Source organism: Mesorhizobium sp. NBSH29 (genome assembly GCF_015500055.1).
Taxonomy (GTDB): Bacteria; Pseudomonadota; Alphaproteobacteria; order Rhizobiales; family Rhizobiaceae; genus Neomesorhizobium.
Map to the genome: position 1 here is coordinate 2,035,560 of NZ_CP045492.1, position 17,428 is coordinate 2,052,987.

The window sequence follows — 17,428 nt, forward strand, 5'->3', positions numbered from 1 at the left end:
TCATTGGCTGGGGCGCCTGGATTCGAACCAGGGAATGACGGTATCAAAAACCGTTGCCTTACCACTTGGCGACGCCCCAATGCCGACTGTCGAGTCGGAACGGCCCGTCTTATATTGAGACTAAGCGCAAAGCACAATCACCCGTCGGCGTGACGATAGGCTAACGGCTCTAAATACCCCACACCGCAAGCTCATTGCCGGCCGGATCGGTAAAATGAAAGCGTCGACCGCCCGGAAAAGCAAAGATAGGCCGCGCGATGGTGCCGCCCGCAGCTTCAACGGCATCCAGCGTCTGTTCGAGGTTTTCTGAATAAAGCACGGGCAATGGCTTGGCCGGACCGCTGCCCGGCTCGCCATCGAACCCGCCTTCCAGCCCCTCATCGAAGACCGAATAGGTTGGCCCGTAATCGGTAAACGACCACGCGAAGGCTGCACTATAGAACGACTTCACCACATCCAGCGTGCCGTGGGAGGCAGGCAATTCGAGATAGTCCAGTTTTCCGGTCTGTTTCATGGCGCACCTATGTTCCTCATATGTTCTTATCGTTTCATGCAAGCTGGGGCAAGGGGGACAGGTGTAAAAGCCTGCTAATCGATTCGACCCGGGATTGGCGGCCCGTCCGGGTTGCCTTTCGCTGCAGCGCACCCTATCGCTCCGCAACTAGCATAAACTGCCGACAGATTGTCGTGGGGAGCAGGCATGACAAAGTGGGTCTACAATTTCGGCGACGGAAAAGCTGAAGGCCGGGCGGGCGACCGCGACCTGCTGGGCGGCAAGGGTGCCAACTTGGCCGAAATGTGTAGCCTCGGCCTGCCGGTACCCCCTGGCTTCACCATTACCACAGAGGTTTGCAACTGGTTTTACGCCAATGAGCGCTCCTATCCGGCGGCGCTGAAGGCCGAGGTGGAGAAAGCCCTGGTTGAAATCGGTACGATTGCCGGACGCATATTCGGCGATCCTGACAATTTGCTCTTGGTTTCGGTGCGCTCGGGTTCGCGCGCGTCGATGCCAGGCATGATGGACACGGTGCTGAACCTTGGCCTCAACGACGTGACGGTCGAGGCACTGGCGCGCGAATCGGGCGATGCACGCTTTGCCTATGACAGCTACCGCCGCTTCATCCATATGTATGCCGATGTCGTTCTGGGGGTCGAACACGAGGTTTTCGAGGAAATCCTCGAAGAGGAAAAGGCCCGCCTGGGCTATGAACTCGATACTGAATTCTCGGCCAATGAATGGCGCGACGTCATAGTGCTCTACAAGGCCAAAGTGGAGGAAGAACTGGGAACGCCGTTCCCGCTTGATCCTCAAGAACAGCTGTGGGGTGCCATCGGCGCTGTTTTCTCCAGCTGGATGAACGCACGCGCCATCACCTATCGGCGTCTGCAGTCCATCCCCGAGAGCTGGGGCACGGCTGTAAATGTGCAGGCCATGGTGTTCGGCAATATGGGCGAGACGTCGGCCACCGGCGTAGCTTTCACCCGCAACCCCTCGACCGGCGAGAAGAAACTTTATGGCGAGTTTCTGGTCAATGCGCAGGGTGAAGATGTGGTGGCCGGCATCCGCACGCCGCAGAATATAACCGAGGAAGCCCGCATCGCCGCTGGGTCTGACAAGCCGTCACTGGAGAAGGTGATGCCGGAAGCATTCGCCACCTTTGTCGACATTTCGAACCGGCTTGAAACCCATTACCGCGACATGCAGGATCTCGAATTCACCATTGAGCGCGGTAAATTGTGGATGCTGCAGACCCGATCGGGCAAGCGCACCGCCAAGGCAGCACTGAAGATCGCAGCCGAGATGGCTGCCGAAGGACTGATCACCCGCGACGAGGCGATCACCCGCATCGACCCGGCCTCGCTCGACCAGCTGCTGCACCCAACCATCGACCCAAAGGCAGAGCGCCAGGTGATAGGCATGGGCCTGCCGGCTTCACCCGGCGCTGCCACCGGTGAGATTGTCTTCACTTCGGCCGACGCCGAGGAATTGAAGGGGCAGGGGCGAAAAACCATTCTGGTGCGCGTCGAGACAAGCCCTGAGGACATTCACGGGATGCATGCCGCCGAGGGAATTTTGACCACTCGCGGCGGCATGACCAGCCATGCGGCCGTCGTGGCGAGGGGCATGGGAAAACCCTGCGTCTCCGGCGCCGGTACGTTACGTGTCGACTACAAGGCCGGCACGCTGATGGCCATGGGCGCAACCTTCGAAAAGGGCGACATCATCACCATCGATGGCAGCAACGGCCAGGTGTTGAAGGGGGCGGTACCCATGCTGCAGCCCGAACTGTCGGGTGATTTTGCCGCCATCATGGAATGGGCCGACGGTGCGCGCCGCATGAAAGTGCGCACCAATGCCGAGACACCAGCGGATGCGCGTATGGCCCGCACCTTTGGCGCGGAAGGCATTGGGCTCTGCCGCACCGAGCACATGTTCTTCGACGATGAACGCATCGTCGCCATGCGCGAGATGATTTTGGCGGATTCAGAAACCGACCGCCGCACCGCGCTGGCAAAGCTTTTGCCGATGCAGCGTTCTGATTTTGTCGAACTGTTCGAGATCATGGCCGGGCTGCCGGTCACTATCCGTCTGCTCGACCCGCCGCTGCATGAGTTTTTACCAAAAACCGACGAGGAGGTGGCAAATGTTGCCGCCGCCATGAATGTGCCTGCCGAAAAGCTGCGTCAGCGCACTGAGGCGCTGCACGAGTTCAACCCGATGCTGGGTCATCGCGGCTGCCGTCTGGCGGTGTCTTATCCTGAAATCGCGGAAATGCAGGCCCGCGCCATTTTTGAAGCGGCCGTGGAAGCCGGCAAGAAGACCGGCGCGCCAGTGGTACCCGAAATCATGGTGCCGCTCGTCGGGTTGGTGGAAGAACTGAATTTTGTGAAGGCGCGCATTGATGCGGTAGCGAAAAGCGTCATCGCAGAAAGCGGCCTTGAGATTGAATATCTCGTAGGCACCATGATCGAACTGCCGCGCGCTGCTATCCGGGCCCATTCGATCGCTGGCACGGCGGAATTCTTTTCTTTCGGCACCAATGACCTGACCCAGACCACATTCGGCATCTCGCGCGATGATGCGGCTTCCTTTCTGGAAACCTATCGCCAGAAGGGCATCATCGAAAAAGACCCCTTCGTATCACTCGACATCGACGGCGTCGGCGAACTGGTGCGCATGGCAGCCGAGCGGGGCAGGGCAGCCCGCCCCGACATCAAACTCGGCATTTGCGGCGAACATGGAGGCGACACTGCCTCAATTCATTTCTGTGAAGAAGTCGGGCTGGACTATGTCTCCTGCTCCCCCTTCCGCGTGCCGATCGCCAGGCTGGCGGCAGCGCAGGCAGCGGTGAAGACTGCCGGCAAATGATCTGCCGCTAGGTGCGTTGCGACCGGTCATTCTGGCCGGTCAACGCGATGAGCCAGATATCCGTCCTTGGGATTTTAAGTCGCAATACCGTCTGGACAGCCAGTACGGTCGCATCAAATCTTGACGTCGACATCAATTGCAACTATAAAGTGTTATATTAGAAGGTACAGCTGTTGCCCCATGCATCTTCTTCTCCTCTCTTTCGATCAAGGGGCGAAATGACTGCATTATCCGGCGCAAGATTTTTTAACAGCTTCCCAAAATCATGTTTTTTCCGCACAATTTTCAATGCTCCAGCCTTCGCAGCCTTGCTCATCTTTTCTGCAATGGTGCCGGCCCATGCCCACGTAAAATGGTTTGCACCCTATATCGTCGAAGCCGAGCCGTCCTCCATCGTCAACACGCTTGCCAATGTCTGGTTCTGGCTGGCGATCCTGATGGTACTCGTGTTTTTTGTGGCGACGCGTGCGACCGAGAAAACCAGCGTCGGTGACGCGATCCTTGATGCGATGGATGCGGTGTCCGATCCGCTCTGGCGGCGCATCGATGACGTAGTGCGGGCGATCATTGGTGGATTTTTCGTGGCCATCTTCGCCATTGGCGGGATTTACCTGACCCCCGATCTGGCAACGCCAGCCGAATGGGTTTCCTGGCTCCAGCTGTTGATCGCCTTCGGGGTGCTGTCGAAACGGACAATGCCGTTTTCGGCTGCCGGTATCATTCTGCTGTGGGTAATGGCGCTACGTGACTACGATTTCTTCCACTTGCTTGATTACGTGGCGCTCGGCCTCGCAGCTGCCGGCTACCTTCTGTTGGCGTCGTCCAACAATCCGAAGTGGCGCAAATATCGCTTTGAAGTTCTCCGCTGGGGGGTGGCAATCGCCTTGATGTGGTCGAGCCTGGAAAAGCTCGCTTATGCGGACTGGTTTGCACCGGTCGTTGAAGAAAGACCGTTTCTGACCTTCGGCATACCCAAGGAAATTTTTATTCCGATGGCAGGCGTTGCTGAATTCACGATGGGGTTCGGCCTGCTCTGGACGCCGCTGGTCAAAAGGCTGTCAGCCATTGCCCTTTTCATCATTTTCAATGCCGCAGTCTTCCCGTTCGGTCGGATAGATTTCATCGGCCACGCTCTGATTATGGCTGTCATCGTGGTGATCGCAGCTGACACGAGGCGGGTGGATCTCCTGCCGCAGTTCAAGGCGTCGCTAGCGAATATTCCGGCCGGCCTTGTTGCTGCGTTCCTGGTATTCGCCACCGCCTATTGGGGGCTTCACGCAACGTTCTACGGCCCTTACGAAACCTTGGAATCCGGGCCCAAGGACAGGAGCACCCACTCCTACAACCCCGAACACCCCCACGGACCGCGCGCGAAAGGCGGCATTGGCGCGCCGCCGACCGCAGGCGAGGACAGCTCCGGTGTTTCGGTTGACAAGGAAGAGGGCCACAGTCCCTAGTTGATTCCGCGCTGAGGCTCGGTTTGGCATGGAATGCGTTTGTATACATGTGTAGAGGTGTTGTGATGCGTTGGACGTTGATCGCCATTTTGGCTCTGACCACTGTCGTTGCCCCGCCGGCTCTTGCCGACCCGCCTGACCGTCTGCTCGAACCATCACTGCATCTACAAGCATCTACAGACAGCGCCGCACCACGAGTGGCGCTCACCCTTGATGCCTGTGGCGGGTCCACCGACCTCCGCATTCTCGACGCGCTGGTGGAAAATCGTGTTGCCGCGACGATTTTCGTCACCGGGGTATGGCTGAAACGCAACCCTGAAGCATTCGCCACGATGCGCGCGCATCCGGACCTGTTTGAGATCGGCGATCATGGCGCCCGGCACGTGCCGGCTGTCGATAGACCGGTCCATGTCTATGGCCTGAAGGCTGCAGGTTCACCGGCTGCGGTGAAGGCCGAGGTCGAGTTGGGCTCGGTTGCGATCATCAAAAACGGCGGGTCCAAACCCCGCTGGTTCAGGGGCGCGACCGCGAAATACAGCACTGGCGCCATCCGCATCATCCATGATCTCGGCTACGAGGTCGCTGGATACTCGCTCAACGGGGATGGCGGTTCACTACTTGGCCAAAAAACCACCACGGCGCGTATCGCCGGAGCCAAGGATGGCGATGTCATCCTGGCTCACATCAATCAGCCCCGACACGCCGCAGGCAGTGGCGTGGTGGCAGGCGTGCTGGCCCTTAAAGCGCGCGGCTTCACCTTTGTGAGGTTGTCGGACGTCAAACCACAGGGACTGCCGAGCGGGACATGACCGTTTTCAGTTCTTCGTCGCCTCGATCTGCACCAGTTCTGGATAAAACGCGCCATGGCCGCTGATGCCTGACATCTCGTCATAGGGGTCCTCGTAGGACCACATCACATTGCGTGCCGCTTCGCCGGATGCTGTTGCGTTCCAATAGGAGGCATCGCCTTTGTAGGGGCAGTGCGTGGAGGTTTCTGTCGGGGTGAGAAACTCGAAATAGATGTCCGAAAACGGAATGTAGAAGACCGGCAGATAATCCTCTTCCTGCAACACCAGCGCTGATGCCGACGATGCAATAATTGCGCCGGCGAAACTGACCGTGACCACACCATCAAAAGCCGTGACGTTGATGCGCCGCGTCGGATTCCGCTGAAATCCGGGCGAGGGATTGGCTGCAAGTGGCGTCATTGGTTCATCTCCTGTGTTGAAGGTGAACGCGACAGCGTCGCAGCTGTTCCCCCGATTATCCCGGCTGACGCAACTTGCCCTGGTCGACAAACACCTCGGTGTCGGCCAGCGCTTTTTCGAAGCGGTTGAACAGCTCGTTCAGTTCGTCCTCGGTGATGATCATCGGTGGGCAGAAGGCAATCGTATCGCCAAGCGCGCGCAGGATGGCGCCGTGCCCCTCGGCGAATTTGGAGAGCTGCGCACCGACGGCCTTGGACGCATCGAACGGGCGCCGGGTTTTCTTGTCGGCCACCAGCTCAACGCCGCCAACCAGACCGCTGTAGCGCGTCTCGCCGACCATTGGATGGTCGTTCAGCCGCCTCATCCGCGCCTCGAACACCGGTGCCAGAGCCCGAACCTGGCCGACAATGTCGCGCCGCTGGTAGATCTCGATGGCCTTCACGCCGATAGCGCAGCCAAGCGGATGACCGCCATAGGTAAATCCGTGGCCAAAGGTCCCGATCTCGGCTGAATGGTCGACATAGGCCTGATAGATATCTTCGGGCACCATGACTGCGCCAAGCGGTACGTAAGCCGCAGTCAGCTGCTTGGCGACTGAAATGGTTTTGGGAGTCATGCCCATAGTCTGCGATCCCCACCAGTTGCCGGTACGGCCAAAGCCGTTGATGACCTCGTCGGAAATCATCATGATGTCGTGCTCGTCGAGCACCGCCTGGATGGCCGGGTAATAGCCCTGCGGCGGCACGATGACGCCGCCAGCACCCATTACCGGCTCGGCGATCATCGCCGCAATCGTGTCGGGGCCCTCGCGTTCGATAAGGTCGCGCAATGACTGCACCATGCGCTGGACAAATTCGGCTTCGCTTTCGCCCTCCTGCCCGTAGCGGTAAAAATGCGGGCAGTCCGTATGCAGTACACGGTCCACCGGCAAGTCCCAGCCCTTGTGGTTGTAGGGCAACCCGGTGAGCGAAGCAGACATTATGGTGACGCCGTGATAGGCCTTGATGCGCGAGATGATTTTTTTCTTCTTCGGGCGGCCAAGCGCGTTGTTCATGTACCATGCGAGCTTCACCTGGGTGTCGTTGGCCTCGGAGCCCGACGAGGTATAAAACACCTTTGAGATCGGCACCGGTGCCAGCTCTTTCAGCTTTTCAGCCAGCTCGATCGAGGACTCGGTGCCCTTACCACCAAACAGATGATAATAGGGCAGCGACCGCAGCTGCTCGGCTGCCGCATCGGCCAGTTCCTCATCGCCAAAACCGAGCCCGGCGCACCACAGCCCCGACATACCCTCAATATATTCCTTGCCGCGCGTGTCATAGACATAGACGCCTTTGCCGCGCTCGATGACCAGCGTGCCAGTCTGCTTCAGCTTGTGCAGCGGGGTGTAAGGGTGCAGCACCGATTCGATATCGCGGGTCTGCAAGTTGGACAAGGGTGCGGTTTCAAGCATTTTCAGGTCTCCGGACAGAGCACTAGCCTAGCCGGTCGCAGCCCGTGGCGCAAAGGCTTCGCCTGCTGGCGCAGCAGCGTCCCCGCACTGGCATCATCATGACTGGACAGACCGGGTCTTCCTTCCACATACTTGCGTGAAAAGCATTCGGGAGGAAACAAAATGCTGGGTCTGATGCAGGAATGGCCGCTTCTGTGCCATAAAATATTGGACCACGCGGCAACCCAGCATGGCGTGCGCGAGATCGTTTCCCGCTCCATCGAGGGACCGATCGTCCGCACCACTTATGCACAAACCAGAGCCCGCGCTTTAAAATTGTCGGCGCGGCTGGAACAGGAGGGCTTGGGCCTTGGCGACCGCGTTGCAACGCTGGCTTGGAACACCGGCCGGCATCTTGAATGTTGGTATGGCACCATGGGCATCGGGGCCGTCTATCATACACTGAACCCGCGGCTGTTTCCCGAGCAGATCGCCTGGATCATGAACCATGCAGAGGATCGGCTGGTGTTCACCGACCTGACCTTCCTGCCGCTGCTGGAAAAGATTGCGCCCGGTGTGAAGTCGCTGGAAAAGGTGGTGGTGCTGACGGACAATGCGCATGTGCCGGCGACGTCATTATCCAACGCGGTTGCGTACGAGGAATGGCTGGCCGAGGCCCCCGGCGATTTTGTTTGGAAGGATTTCCCCGAAAGCACCGCCGCCGGCATGTGCTACACCTCCGGTACAACTGGCGACCCCAAAGGCGTCGTATATAGCCACCGCTCGAACGTGCTGCACGGCATGATCGCGGCTATGCCTGACGCCATGGGCATCTCGGCCCGCGACACTGTGCTGCCGGTGGTGCCGATGTTCCACGCCAATGCGTGGGGGCTTGCCCAGGCAGCACCGATGGTCGGCGCCAAGCTGGTGATGCCGGGCGGCAAGATGGACGGCGCCTCGATCTACGAATTGCTGGAAACCGAAAAGGTGACGTTCAGCGCCGCCGTGCCGACCGTCTGGATGATGCTGCTGCAATATCTGGAAGACACCGGCAAAAAACTTCCGCACCTGAACAAGGTGGTGATCGGCGGCGCTGCTTGCCCGCCCATGCTGATGCGCAAATTCCAGGACAATTACGGCGTCGAGGTGATCCATGCCTGGGGCATGACCGAAATGTCGCCGCTCGGCACGCTGTGCGTGATGAAGCCGCAACATGCCGAACTTGAAGACGATGTCCGCATGGCTGTGAAGCAAAAGCAGGGTTTCCCGCCTTTCGGTGTCGAGATGAAAGTGACCGATGACAACGACCGCGACTTGCCCTGGGATGGCAAAACGTTTGGCCGGTTGAAGGTGCGTGGCCCCGCTGTCGCGTCAAGCTATTATGGCGGAGCGGGTGCGGAGCAGTTCAGCCCGGGCGGCTGGTTCGACACCGGCGATGTCGCCCATATCGATGCCGACGGCTACATGCAGATCACTGACCGCGCCAAGGACGTGATCAAATCCGGCGGTGAGTGGATTTCAACCATTGAGCTTGAAAACCTCGCCGTCGGCCACTCAGAAATCGCCGAAGCAGCGGTAATCGGCATCTACCACCAGAAATGGGGCGAGCGCCCGCTTCTGGTGGTAGTGAAAAAGCCGGGCCAAGACCCGAGCAAAGCCGAAATTCTGGCCTACCTGCATGGCAAGGTCGCCAAATGGTGGATGCCTGACGATGTTGCCTTCGTCGACGAGATCCCCCATACGGCCACCGGCAAGATACTCAAGACCAAATTGCGCGAACAATTTAAAGGCCACCGCCTGCCCAGCGACGCCGGGCTTTGACCTCTCGACCGTCGGCGGCTACGGGAGCATGAACGTGACAGAGAAGGCGCGTATGGCGGTTTATTTTGAGCCGAGGCGGGCGCGCGGTGCAGCTTGGTCGCGACGGTTCGGCATTTTTGCCGGTCTGCTTTTCCTGATGGCAGCACTCGGTCATCGGCTGGACCTTCTTGCGACACCTGATTTTCTCACCGTTCTGTCCGTGGCTGCAGCGCTGGCTGGTCTAGCGCTGCTGTGCGCGGCGGCAAGCTTCCGGCGGGTCTGGAACCACGGCGACGCCGGTGGCCGCGACCTTGTCACCGGCGTAGCGGTTGCGCTGCTGGTGCTGGCGCCGGTTCTGGTCGCGCTGGTCTTGTCAGTGCGCCTTCCACCCTTAAACGACATCACAACCGACCTTGCCGATCCGCCGCCCCTGGAATCCGCTTCCCTGCAAAGGCCGTCCGGCGCGGCAGCCCTGCAAACAAGGGCATATCCCGAGATAACCGGCCGCAGCTATGTCCTGGATATGGAACAGGTCGCGGCCGCAGCACGCAAACTTGCTGAAGAGAGCGGCTGGCAGAAGCAGGGAGACGACACGGTTACGGACACTGTCACGACAATGCACTGGGTGGCCAAAACACCGATTCTTGCCTTCCCATCCGATGTCACGATCCGCGTCACCGACGAGGGTGTAGCAAGCTATGTCGACATGCGCTCCGCATCGCGCTTCGGCCGCAACGACCTCGGCGACAATGCGCGCCGCATCGCAGGATTTCTCGATGCTCTCGATACTGCTATCGCCATCCGCAGCGGCGCGCTGCCGGCACAGTGAAAATCCACTCCTTTCACGCAGGCTCGTACGTCAACCGGATCACGTGCTCTGCCATCGGCTCGCTGGCGACAAGGCGCATCGGCGGCAGGGCACCACTGAAAAACGGGGTGCCGTGCCCGAGCGCTACGGGATGCAGATAAATTCGGTACGCATCGATGAGGCCGAGGCCGACCAGGCTATGCGCAAGGACAGGTCCGTCAATGTCTATCTCGCCGTCATGCGCGGCCTTGATAGCGCGGATCGCCGCCTGGACGTCGGCGCCAATCAGGGTGGCGTTTGGGCCGACCGATTTTAGCGAGCGCGAGACAACCCATTTCGGATGGCTGCGCCAAGCAACCGCGAAGTCGCGCTCGGCTGTGCCCCATTCGGCATGGTCATTGTCCCAATACGCCATGATCTCATAGAGCCGGCGGCCATAGATACTGCCTGATAGCGCTCGTACCTGATCGATAAAATGACGAAAGAGCTTTGGGCCCGGTGCAAATCCCGTGTGGTCTACATAGCCGTCGAGCGACTGGTTCATACCGAATACGAGGCTTGCCATATATCCCCTGATTGGTGTCGACGCGCATTTGCTCCGCAAGTGCGACTGCGATCCAGCTCGCCGCTATGCTGGCACGAATATACCGTCGATGGCGACATTTCCATCGGTAGTGACCACACCACGTTCCACCAGATCCTCGAGCTGCGCGAGAACCGACAAGCCGGCAGCACCATGCATGCGCGGATCCGTATCGCGGTAGATGGCACTGACGATGGCGGCAACGGTACGGTCGCCTTCTGTTAGCCGTTCGCGGATGGCGCGCTCGCGCATTTTCCGGTGCGCTTTCAGCCCGCGCACAAAGGCAGCGGGATTGCGCACCGGCCCACCATGTCCGGGCAGGTACAGCGTATCGTCGCGTTCCAGCAGCCGGTCGAGCGAGGCCATGTAGTCAGCCATGGCACCATCAGGCGGCGCCACGATTGATGTGGCCCAGGCCATGACATGATCGGCCGAAAACAGGATATGTGTGCCTTCAAGTGCAAAGCAGGCATGGTTGGCGGTGTGGCCTGGCGTCAGGATAGTCCGCAAAGCCCAGCCATCGCCTTCGACCAGATGATTCTCGCCAAGCATCATATCGGGCCGGAACTCGGTGTCGCCAGCGGCATCGAGCGGATTGATCTCGCCAATATGCAGCGGTCGGGATGGCCGGTGCGGACCCTCGGCCAGAATCACCGCGCCGGTGTGCTGCTGCAGCGCTTTGGCCAGCGGCGAGTGATCGCGATGCGTATGGCTGACGAAGATGTGGCTGACCGGACGTCCGTCGATGGCCGAAAGCAACGCCTTCAGATGGGCCTCGTCCTCCGGTCCCGGATCGATGACGGCCAAGCTTTGGGTGCCGACAATATAGCTGTTGGTGCCGTGAAAAGTGAAAGGACCCGGGTTGTTGACCGTCAGGCGCACGACGCCTGTGGCAACATCGACGGCCTCCCCGTACCGCGGTTCAAAAGCCGTATCGAAATCGAGTGCCATTGTGCAAAACCTGCCATGCGATAGATTTCGTTGCCTGATAGCACGCAAGCCGCTATGTCGAAACCGGGTGACCGTGTCACCGACTGTTCTTTCCAAGGGGTCTCACATATGTCCGCAGCCACACTCACCGGTCCACTGGTTTCGCTCGCACTGCCCGAAGGCCGCAATGCGCGCCTGATAGCTCAAATGGCGCTCGTGCTCGCCGGTACGGGCCTTTTGACACTCGCGGCTAAGATTACGGTGCCTTTCTGGCCAGTGCCGATGACCTTGCAGACCCTGGCGATTTTCCTGATCGCCGCTGCCTATGGCCGCAACCTGGCGGTTGCCACGCTGCTTGCCTATCTGGTTGAAGGCGCTGTCGGCCTGCCGGTATTTGCCTCCGGTGGTGGCCTTGCCTATCTCGCTGGTCCGACTGGCGGCTATCTCGCCGGCTTCGTCGTCGCCGCTGCCATCGTTGGCCATGCCGCAGACCGTGGCCTCGACCGCAAGGCATTCGTGCTGTTTGGCGCGATGATGCTGGGCGAGGTGGTCATTCTGGTGCTCGGCGCTGCCTGGCTGGCCGTGCTGATGGGCGCTGAAAAGGCGATGACGTTCGGCGTCGGCCCATTCATCGTCACCGATGTGGTCAAGATTGCGCTTGCCGCCGCTGCCGTCGGCGCAACGCGTTCGCTTCTCAAGCGGGCCTGATCTAAACCGGCACCGCAGGCGCATACCCGCGGTGTCGTTCGTCTGGAACTTTTGTTGCGGTGCATCGAATTGCGACTAGAATTTGAGTATAGTGACCGCGTCCGTATTACTCGGGCGACGGTTTAAGCCAGAACACGTCGGCCACGCTATGGCTCGGAGCGTTCCGGCAAGGGTTTGGAGCCGATAGTGTCCAGTCTGAGAGACCTGGCGAAAAGCCGACCGCATGTGTTGCGGGCCCTTGTGACGCTTTACGATCTGGCGCTCGCAGCTCTGTCTTTTCTGGCCGCCTATGTCGTCGCTTATGGCGTACCGCTGGTCTATTTCATTCCCGGGATTCCAGCCAAGGCTGCCGCCTTTACAGCCATTTGCGCGCTGTGTTTTGTCTCCTTTTCTGTCACCCGCGGCTCGTGGCGATATGTCTCGATCCCCGAGGTTCTGGCGGTCATCAAGGCGGTCATCTTTGCCGTGGCGATTTACACCGTCGGCGCGTTTTTGGTGTCGCGCGGTGATAACGTGCCGCGTTCGGTGCCGATTCTCACCGCTTTGTTTCTGATCGCCGGGCTGACGACCAGCCGGCTTGCCTATCGCATGGTGATGGATGGCTTGCGAGTGCGCGCCTTCGGTGGCGTGGGGCCAAATCCGCGCACCGGTCGCAACGTTCTGATCTGTGGCATCAATGATGAGGCCGAGGGTTTTATCCGCACCACCCAGCGCAGCCGCATCGGCCAGATATGCGTGGTCGGCATCATCGATGATGCTGGCGTTGCCCTTTCACGCAGCGTCCAGGGCGTGCCGGTGCTGGGCAATCTCAACAACCTCGAGCTTTTCGTCAAACGGCTGCGCGACAGTGACATCACCGTCAACGAACTGGTCATCGCTGAGCGCCGCCCGACACGGCAGCGGCTGAGCGAAATTCTCGAAATGGCCGCAACCGTGCGCCTAAAAGTTAGTCGGTTGCCGGACTTCACCGAAACGGCTTCGGTCACCTCTACCTCGCTGTTCGAACCGAAACCGATCGAACTGGGCGACCTTCTGGGGCGGCCGGAAACGCATTCGGATGTAGAAGGTGTGGCCCGCCTGATCAACGACAAGGTGGTGCTGGCGACCGGCGCCGGCGGTTCAATAGGCTCTGAACTGTGCCGCCAGATCGCCGCCTTCGGTCCGCGCCGCCTCATCATCACCGACGCCTCTGAATACAATATCTACATGCTGGACAAGGAACTGCGGCAGGCGTTTCCGCAGGTGCCGATCACCAGCCAGATCGTCAATGTGCGCGACGCTGGCCGCGTGACGCGGCTGTTTGCGGAAATTCATCCAGAAGTGGTGTTCCACGCTGCCGCGCTGAAGCATGTGCCTTTGGTAGAGGATAACCCTGTCGAGGGCATCAAGACCAATGTTCTTGGCACGCGAAATGTCGCCGACGCTGCACTTGCCAACAAGGCGGCAATCTTCGTGATGATCTCCACCGACAAGGCGGTCAATCCTACCAACATCATGGGCGCCACCAAGCGCGCTGCCGAAGCCTATTGCCAATCGCTGGATGTCAGTGGCTCCAAAACGCGCTTCAAAACCGTACGCTTCGGCAATGTGTTGGGCTCCAATGGCTCAGTCGTGCCGCGTTTCCAGGAACAGATTGCAGCCGGCGGACCGATCACCGTCACCCATCCCCATATCGTGCGCTATTTCATGACCATTCCAGAGGCGGTGCGTTTGGTGCTGCACGCATCGGCGCAGGCGATTGCCCGCCATGCCGAGCGCGGCAAGATCATGGTGCTCGATATGGGCAAACCGATTCGCATCGTCGATCTCGCCGAACGCATGATCCAATTGGCCGGCTTCAAACGCTCGGAAATTGACATTGTGTTCACCGGTCTGCGGCCTGGCGAGAAGCTTTATGAAGAGTTGTTTGATCCCTCCGAGGTGCAGGACAGCAAGACCGAGGACGGCTTTGTGATGGCAGCACCGCGTGTCATCGACAAAGCGCTTCTGCTGCGCACCATGAGCGAACTTGATGGGGCAACTCAGCGCGAAGATGCCGCGCGCGCCATCGAGCTTCTGTCGCATATCGTCCCGGAATACAAACCGGCACCCGTGAACGCGCTTGACGAAGAAGATTTGAGCGCCGGCGTTCTGGAGATTGACCGCTGACCCCTTCTTTTCTGCGATGAAGCGCGTCCTTGTCACCGGTGCGAGCGGCTATGTTGGCACGCTTTTGTGTACGCGGCTTGCTGCGCGTGGCGTTGCGGTTACGGCGGCTCTGCGCATCGGCGCATCGGTGCCGGATGGCGCAAATGCGGTGATCGTTGGACAGATCGGCAGCACGACAGACTGGCATGAGGCGCTGAAGAGCTGCGGGACAGTGATCCATCTGGCAGCGCAGGTGCCGGGACCGGGAGTCAGCGCCGGCGCATTCGCCGAGGTCAACGACCAAGGCACAGCCCGAATTGTGGCGCAGGCACGGGATAGCGGGGCAACGCGCTTCATCCATATGTCGAGTGTCTTTGCGTTGGCCGACCGCTCAATCGGCACACCGCTCAATGACATCCTGCCTGTTGCTCCCACAACTGATTATGGCCGTTCGAAACGGGCAGGCGAAATCCACGTGGAGGAATTTTCAGGCGAGGGCCGCACCGCCATCGTGCTGCGCCCGCCGCTGGTCTATGGCGCTGGCGCGAAAGGCAATTGGCGCATGTTGCAGAAGCTGGCGGCATCCTCGCTACCACTGCCCTTCGCCTCGGTGAAAAACCGCCGCACGCTGATTGCGCGAGACAACCTTGTCGACGCGATTGCACATCTGGTCGCCCTCCCGTCTGAGCGGCTGGTGGCGGGGACATTTCTGCTCGCCGATGTGGAGACTGTGAGCCTCGCTCAGATCCTGTCCGGCCTGCGCGCCGGCATGGGCAAACGGCCGGGGCTGTTTGCGGTACCGCCTTCTGCAATGGTCGCAGCACTGCGAACCCTTGGTCGCCACAAGATTGCGCAGAGCCTGCTCGGCGATCTCGAACTGGATGCCAGTCGCTTTTGCGAGACATTTGGTTGGACGCCGAAGATCAATACCCGCGACGGCATAGTGGCCGCAGGCGTCGGGTTTCGGCCATGAAGCGGGCGTTTGATGGGCTGGCAGCCTTCGCCGGGCTGATCCTGCTGTCGCCGGTGATGCTGGTGGTGGCGATCATGGTGCGCCGCTCCTCGCCCGGCCCGGCGCTGTTTGCGCAACAGCGCGTCGGGCAGGGCGAAAAGCCCTTCATTTGCTATAAGTTCCGCACCATGGCGACAGGCGCGCCGGTGGCCGGTTCACATGAGGTGCCGGGCAGTTGGGTGACGCCGCTCGGCAAAAAGCTGCGTGCCTGGAAACTCGATGAGATCCCTCAGCTCTACAATGTGCTGCTGGGCGAAATGAGCCTTGTCGGCCCGCGCCCCTGCTTGCCCGGCCAGGCCGAGGTGATAGCCGCGCGGCGAAAGCTGGATGTCTTTTCCGTGCGCCCAGGCATCACCGGCCCGGCACAACTCTTCGGCATCGATATGTCGACCCCCGACGCGCTCGCCAAGGCTGACCGTGGCTATATCGATACCCGCACGTTCTGGGGGGATTTGCGGCTGATTGTGGCAACCGCACTTGGCGGCGGGGCCGGCGATGCGGCACGGTATTGAGGCGTATCCCCTCAAGCCTTGACGACGGTCTCGCCCGAAAAACCCAGCCGGCCCATGACATTGCGCGTATCAACCACAAGTGCAGCCTGATCAAACAGCGCGCCGTAATCGACCGCGTCATGGTCGGTGGCGATGAGGACGGCGTCGTAGGTACGGGCCTTGTCAAGCGACACGGATTTGCGCCCTTTGAGTGCGCCATACTCGCGGGTTGGCGGGATTTCTGACACGAACGGATCGTGGAAATCGACCGTGCCGCCGCGTTCCTCGATCAGTTCAATCAGCTTGAGCGAGGGGCTTTCGCGGATGTCGGGCACGTTCTTCTTGTAGGCGAGGCCGATGATCAGCACGCGTGAGCGGCTGAGCGCCTTGCCCGCCTTGACGTCGAGCGCCTCGGCAAGTTTTGATACCACATAGCGCGGCATCGCCGAATTGATCTCGCCGGCAAGCTCGATAAATCGGGTGGAGAGCTCGAATTCGCGTGCTTTCCAGGTGAGATAAAACGGGTCGATGGGCACGCAATGCCCGCCAAGCCCGGGGCCGGGATAAAACGGCATGTAGCCGAACGGCTTGCTCTTGGCCGCCTCGATAACTTCCCACACATCAATGCCCATCGCGTCGAACAGAACTTTAAGCTCGTTCACCAAAGCGATGTTGACCGAGCGAAAGATGTTCTCTGTGAGCTTTACCGCCTCGGCGGTGTCAGTGGTGGAGACCGGCACCACCGTTTCGACCACGCTGCCATAGAAGGCCTGCATCAGCGCGGCGGCTTGCGGGCCGTCGCCGGCGACAATTTTCGGGATGGTGGAAACCTGGAAATTGCGATTGCCCGGATCTTCGCGTTCGGGCGAGAAACCGACGAAGAAATCGCGACCGGCGGCAAGCCCGCTTTGGGCCAGAATCACTTTCACCACGTCCTTTGTCGTGCCGGGATAGGTGGTTGATTCCAACGCAACCAATTGCCCGGCACGCAGATATTTGGCTATGATTTCAGTAGTATCTCGGATAAACGAAAGGTCTGGCTCACGGTGGCGCGTCAGCGGCGTCGGCACGCAGATAATGATCACATCGCAGGCGGCAAGCTCGGCAAAATCCGCGGTGGCGTGGAATTTTTTGCCATCGACTTCGGCTCCTAGCGCAGCGTCGGAGACAGCTTCGATATAGGAATCGCCGGCGTTGAGGCGGGTGATTTTTGCCGGATCGATGTCAAAGCCGGTGACCGGAAATCCGGCCCGCGCAATAGTGATCGCCAACGGCAGCCCGACATACCCAAGCCCGATAATGCCCGCGCGCGCCTGTCGCGATGAAATGCTCTCCAGCAATCGGTCGTAGGTCGATAGAAATTCTGCCACGCGGGAAAACTTTCTCATTTTTGCTGTGTGGGGCGAGACCACAGGTTCCTGCCTGCACATCACCTTAACTCGGATACGCGACTTGGGCACGCCGCTCAAGCGCGGCGTGGGGCCCCAAATCTATCCACACGC

The 17,428-nt window shown here is 59.9% G+C and carries 15 protein-coding genes and 1 tRNA gene; 9 read left to right on the top strand and 7 right to left on the bottom strand.

Going from position 1 to position 17,428, the window contains the following annotated elements; genetic code table 11:
* Positions 1–4 precede the first annotated feature (4 nt).
* Together GA830_RS10050 and GA830_RS10055 are read right to left on the bottom strand one after the other, a co-directional pair.
* Positions 5–79 (bottom strand) — tRNA-Gln (locus GA830_RS10050).
* 90 nt (positions 80–169) lie between these two features.
* Entirely contained in the window at positions 170–514 is a 345-nt protein-coding gene (locus GA830_RS10055; RefSeq protein ID WP_195161740.1) for a VOC family protein, read from the bottom strand.
* Positions 515–700: 186 nt separating this feature from the next.
* Between GA830_RS10055 and ppdK the strand changes: the two genes are divergently transcribed.
* The 3 genes from ppdK (at position 701) to GA830_RS10070 (ending at position 5,636) form a co-directional block, all read left to right on the top strand.
* Positions 701–3,370: a pyruvate, phosphate dikinase gene (ppdK, locus tag GA830_RS10060; RefSeq protein ID WP_195161741.1), complete on the top strand. Its 2,670-nt coding sequence runs from the start codon at positions 701–703 to the stop codon at positions 3,368–3,370.
* Between the two features lie 308 nt (positions 3,371–3,678).
* Positions 3,679–4,827 carry a hypothetical protein gene (locus tag GA830_RS10065; RefSeq protein WP_195161742.1) on the top strand — a complete coding sequence of 383 codons (1,149 nt, stop codon included), beginning with the start codon at positions 3,679–3,681 and terminating at the stop codon, positions 4,825–4,827.
* Between the two features lie 62 nt (positions 4,828–4,889).
* Positions 4,890–5,636 carry a polysaccharide deacetylase family protein gene (locus tag GA830_RS10070; RefSeq protein ID WP_258045399.1) on the top strand — a complete coding sequence of 249 codons (747 nt, stop codon included), beginning with the start codon at positions 4,890–4,892 and terminating at the stop codon, positions 5,634–5,636.
* A gap of 6 nt (positions 5,637–5,642) precedes the next feature.
* On the opposite strand, the gene GA830_RS10075 is transcribed toward GA830_RS10070, so the two are convergent.
* Both GA830_RS10075 and GA830_RS10080 read right to left on the bottom strand, forming a co-directional pair.
* Positions 5,643–6,035: a DUF427 domain-containing protein gene (locus tag GA830_RS10075; protein ID WP_195161744.1), complete on the bottom strand. Its 393-nt coding sequence runs from the start codon at positions 6,033–6,035 to the stop codon at positions 5,643–5,645.
* Positions 6,036–6,090: 55 nt separating this feature from the next.
* Positions 6,091–7,488 (bottom strand): aminotransferase, encoded by a 1,398-nt coding sequence (locus tag GA830_RS10080; RefSeq protein ID WP_195161745.1) that lies wholly within the window; start codon positions 7,486–7,488, stop codon positions 6,091–6,093.
* A gap of 162 nt (positions 7,489–7,650) precedes the next feature.
* Between GA830_RS10080 and GA830_RS10085 the strand changes: the two genes are divergently transcribed.
* Both GA830_RS10085 and GA830_RS10090 read left to right on the top strand, forming a co-directional pair.
* The gene (locus GA830_RS10085; protein ID WP_195161746.1) at positions 7,651–9,288 is read left to right on the top strand and encodes a fatty-acid--CoA ligase; all 1,638 of its coding nucleotides are present in this window, start codon (positions 7,651–7,653) and stop codon (positions 9,286–9,288) included.
* Between the two features lie 28 nt (positions 9,289–9,316).
* Positions 9,317–10,096: a DUF1499 domain-containing protein gene (locus GA830_RS10090; protein WP_195161747.1), complete on the top strand. Its 780-nt coding sequence runs from the start codon at positions 9,317–9,319 to the stop codon at positions 10,094–10,096.
* Positions 10,097–10,109: 13 nt separating this feature from the next.
* Here GA830_RS10090 and GA830_RS10095 read toward each other — a convergent pair whose 3' ends face one another.
* Both GA830_RS10095 and GA830_RS10100 read right to left on the bottom strand, forming a co-directional pair.
* A complete protein-coding gene (locus tag GA830_RS10095; protein WP_195161748.1) occupies positions 10,110–10,640 on the bottom strand; it encodes a dihydrofolate reductase family protein in 531 nt (176 codons plus the stop codon).
* A gap of 63 nt (positions 10,641–10,703) precedes the next feature.
* A complete protein-coding gene (locus tag GA830_RS10100; RefSeq protein ID WP_195161749.1) occupies positions 10,704–11,609 on the bottom strand; it encodes an MBL fold metallo-hydrolase in 906 nt (301 codons plus the stop codon).
* Positions 11,610–11,717: 108 nt separating this feature from the next.
* On the opposite strand from GA830_RS10100, the gene GA830_RS10105 reads away from it, so the two are divergent.
* The 4 genes from GA830_RS10105 to GA830_RS10120 all read left to right on the top strand — a co-directional run bounded on the left by GA830_RS10105 (position 11,718) and on the right by GA830_RS10120 (position 15,947).
* Positions 11,718–12,296, top strand: coding sequence for a biotin transporter BioY (locus tag GA830_RS10105; protein WP_195161750.1), 579 nt, complete (start codon positions 11,718–11,720; stop codon positions 12,294–12,296).
* Positions 12,297–12,482: 186 nt separating this feature from the next.
* Entirely contained in the window at positions 12,483–14,444 is a 1,962-nt protein-coding gene (locus GA830_RS10110) for a polysaccharide biosynthesis protein (protein WP_258045401.1), read from the top strand.
* On the top strand, positions 14,434–15,396 hold the full coding sequence (locus tag GA830_RS10115; protein ID WP_195161751.1) for an NAD-dependent epimerase/dehydratase family protein: 963 nt from the start codon (positions 14,434–14,436) through the stop codon (positions 15,394–15,396). The genes GA830_RS10110 and GA830_RS10115 overlap by 11 nt, the downstream gene beginning before the upstream one ends.
* Positions 15,393–15,947, top strand: a complete 555-nt coding sequence (locus GA830_RS10120; protein ID WP_195161752.1) for a sugar transferase — start codon at positions 15,393–15,395, stop codon at positions 15,945–15,947. Before GA830_RS10115 ends, GA830_RS10120 begins: the two co-directional genes overlap by 4 nt.
* 11 nt (positions 15,948–15,958) lie before the next feature.
* On the opposite strand, the gene GA830_RS10125 is transcribed toward GA830_RS10120, so the two are convergent.
* Positions 15,959–17,314, bottom strand: a complete 1,356-nt coding sequence (locus tag GA830_RS10125) for a nucleotide sugar dehydrogenase (protein ID WP_195161753.1) — start codon at positions 17,312–17,314, stop codon at positions 15,959–15,961.
* Positions 17,315–17,428: the final 114 nt, after the last annotated feature.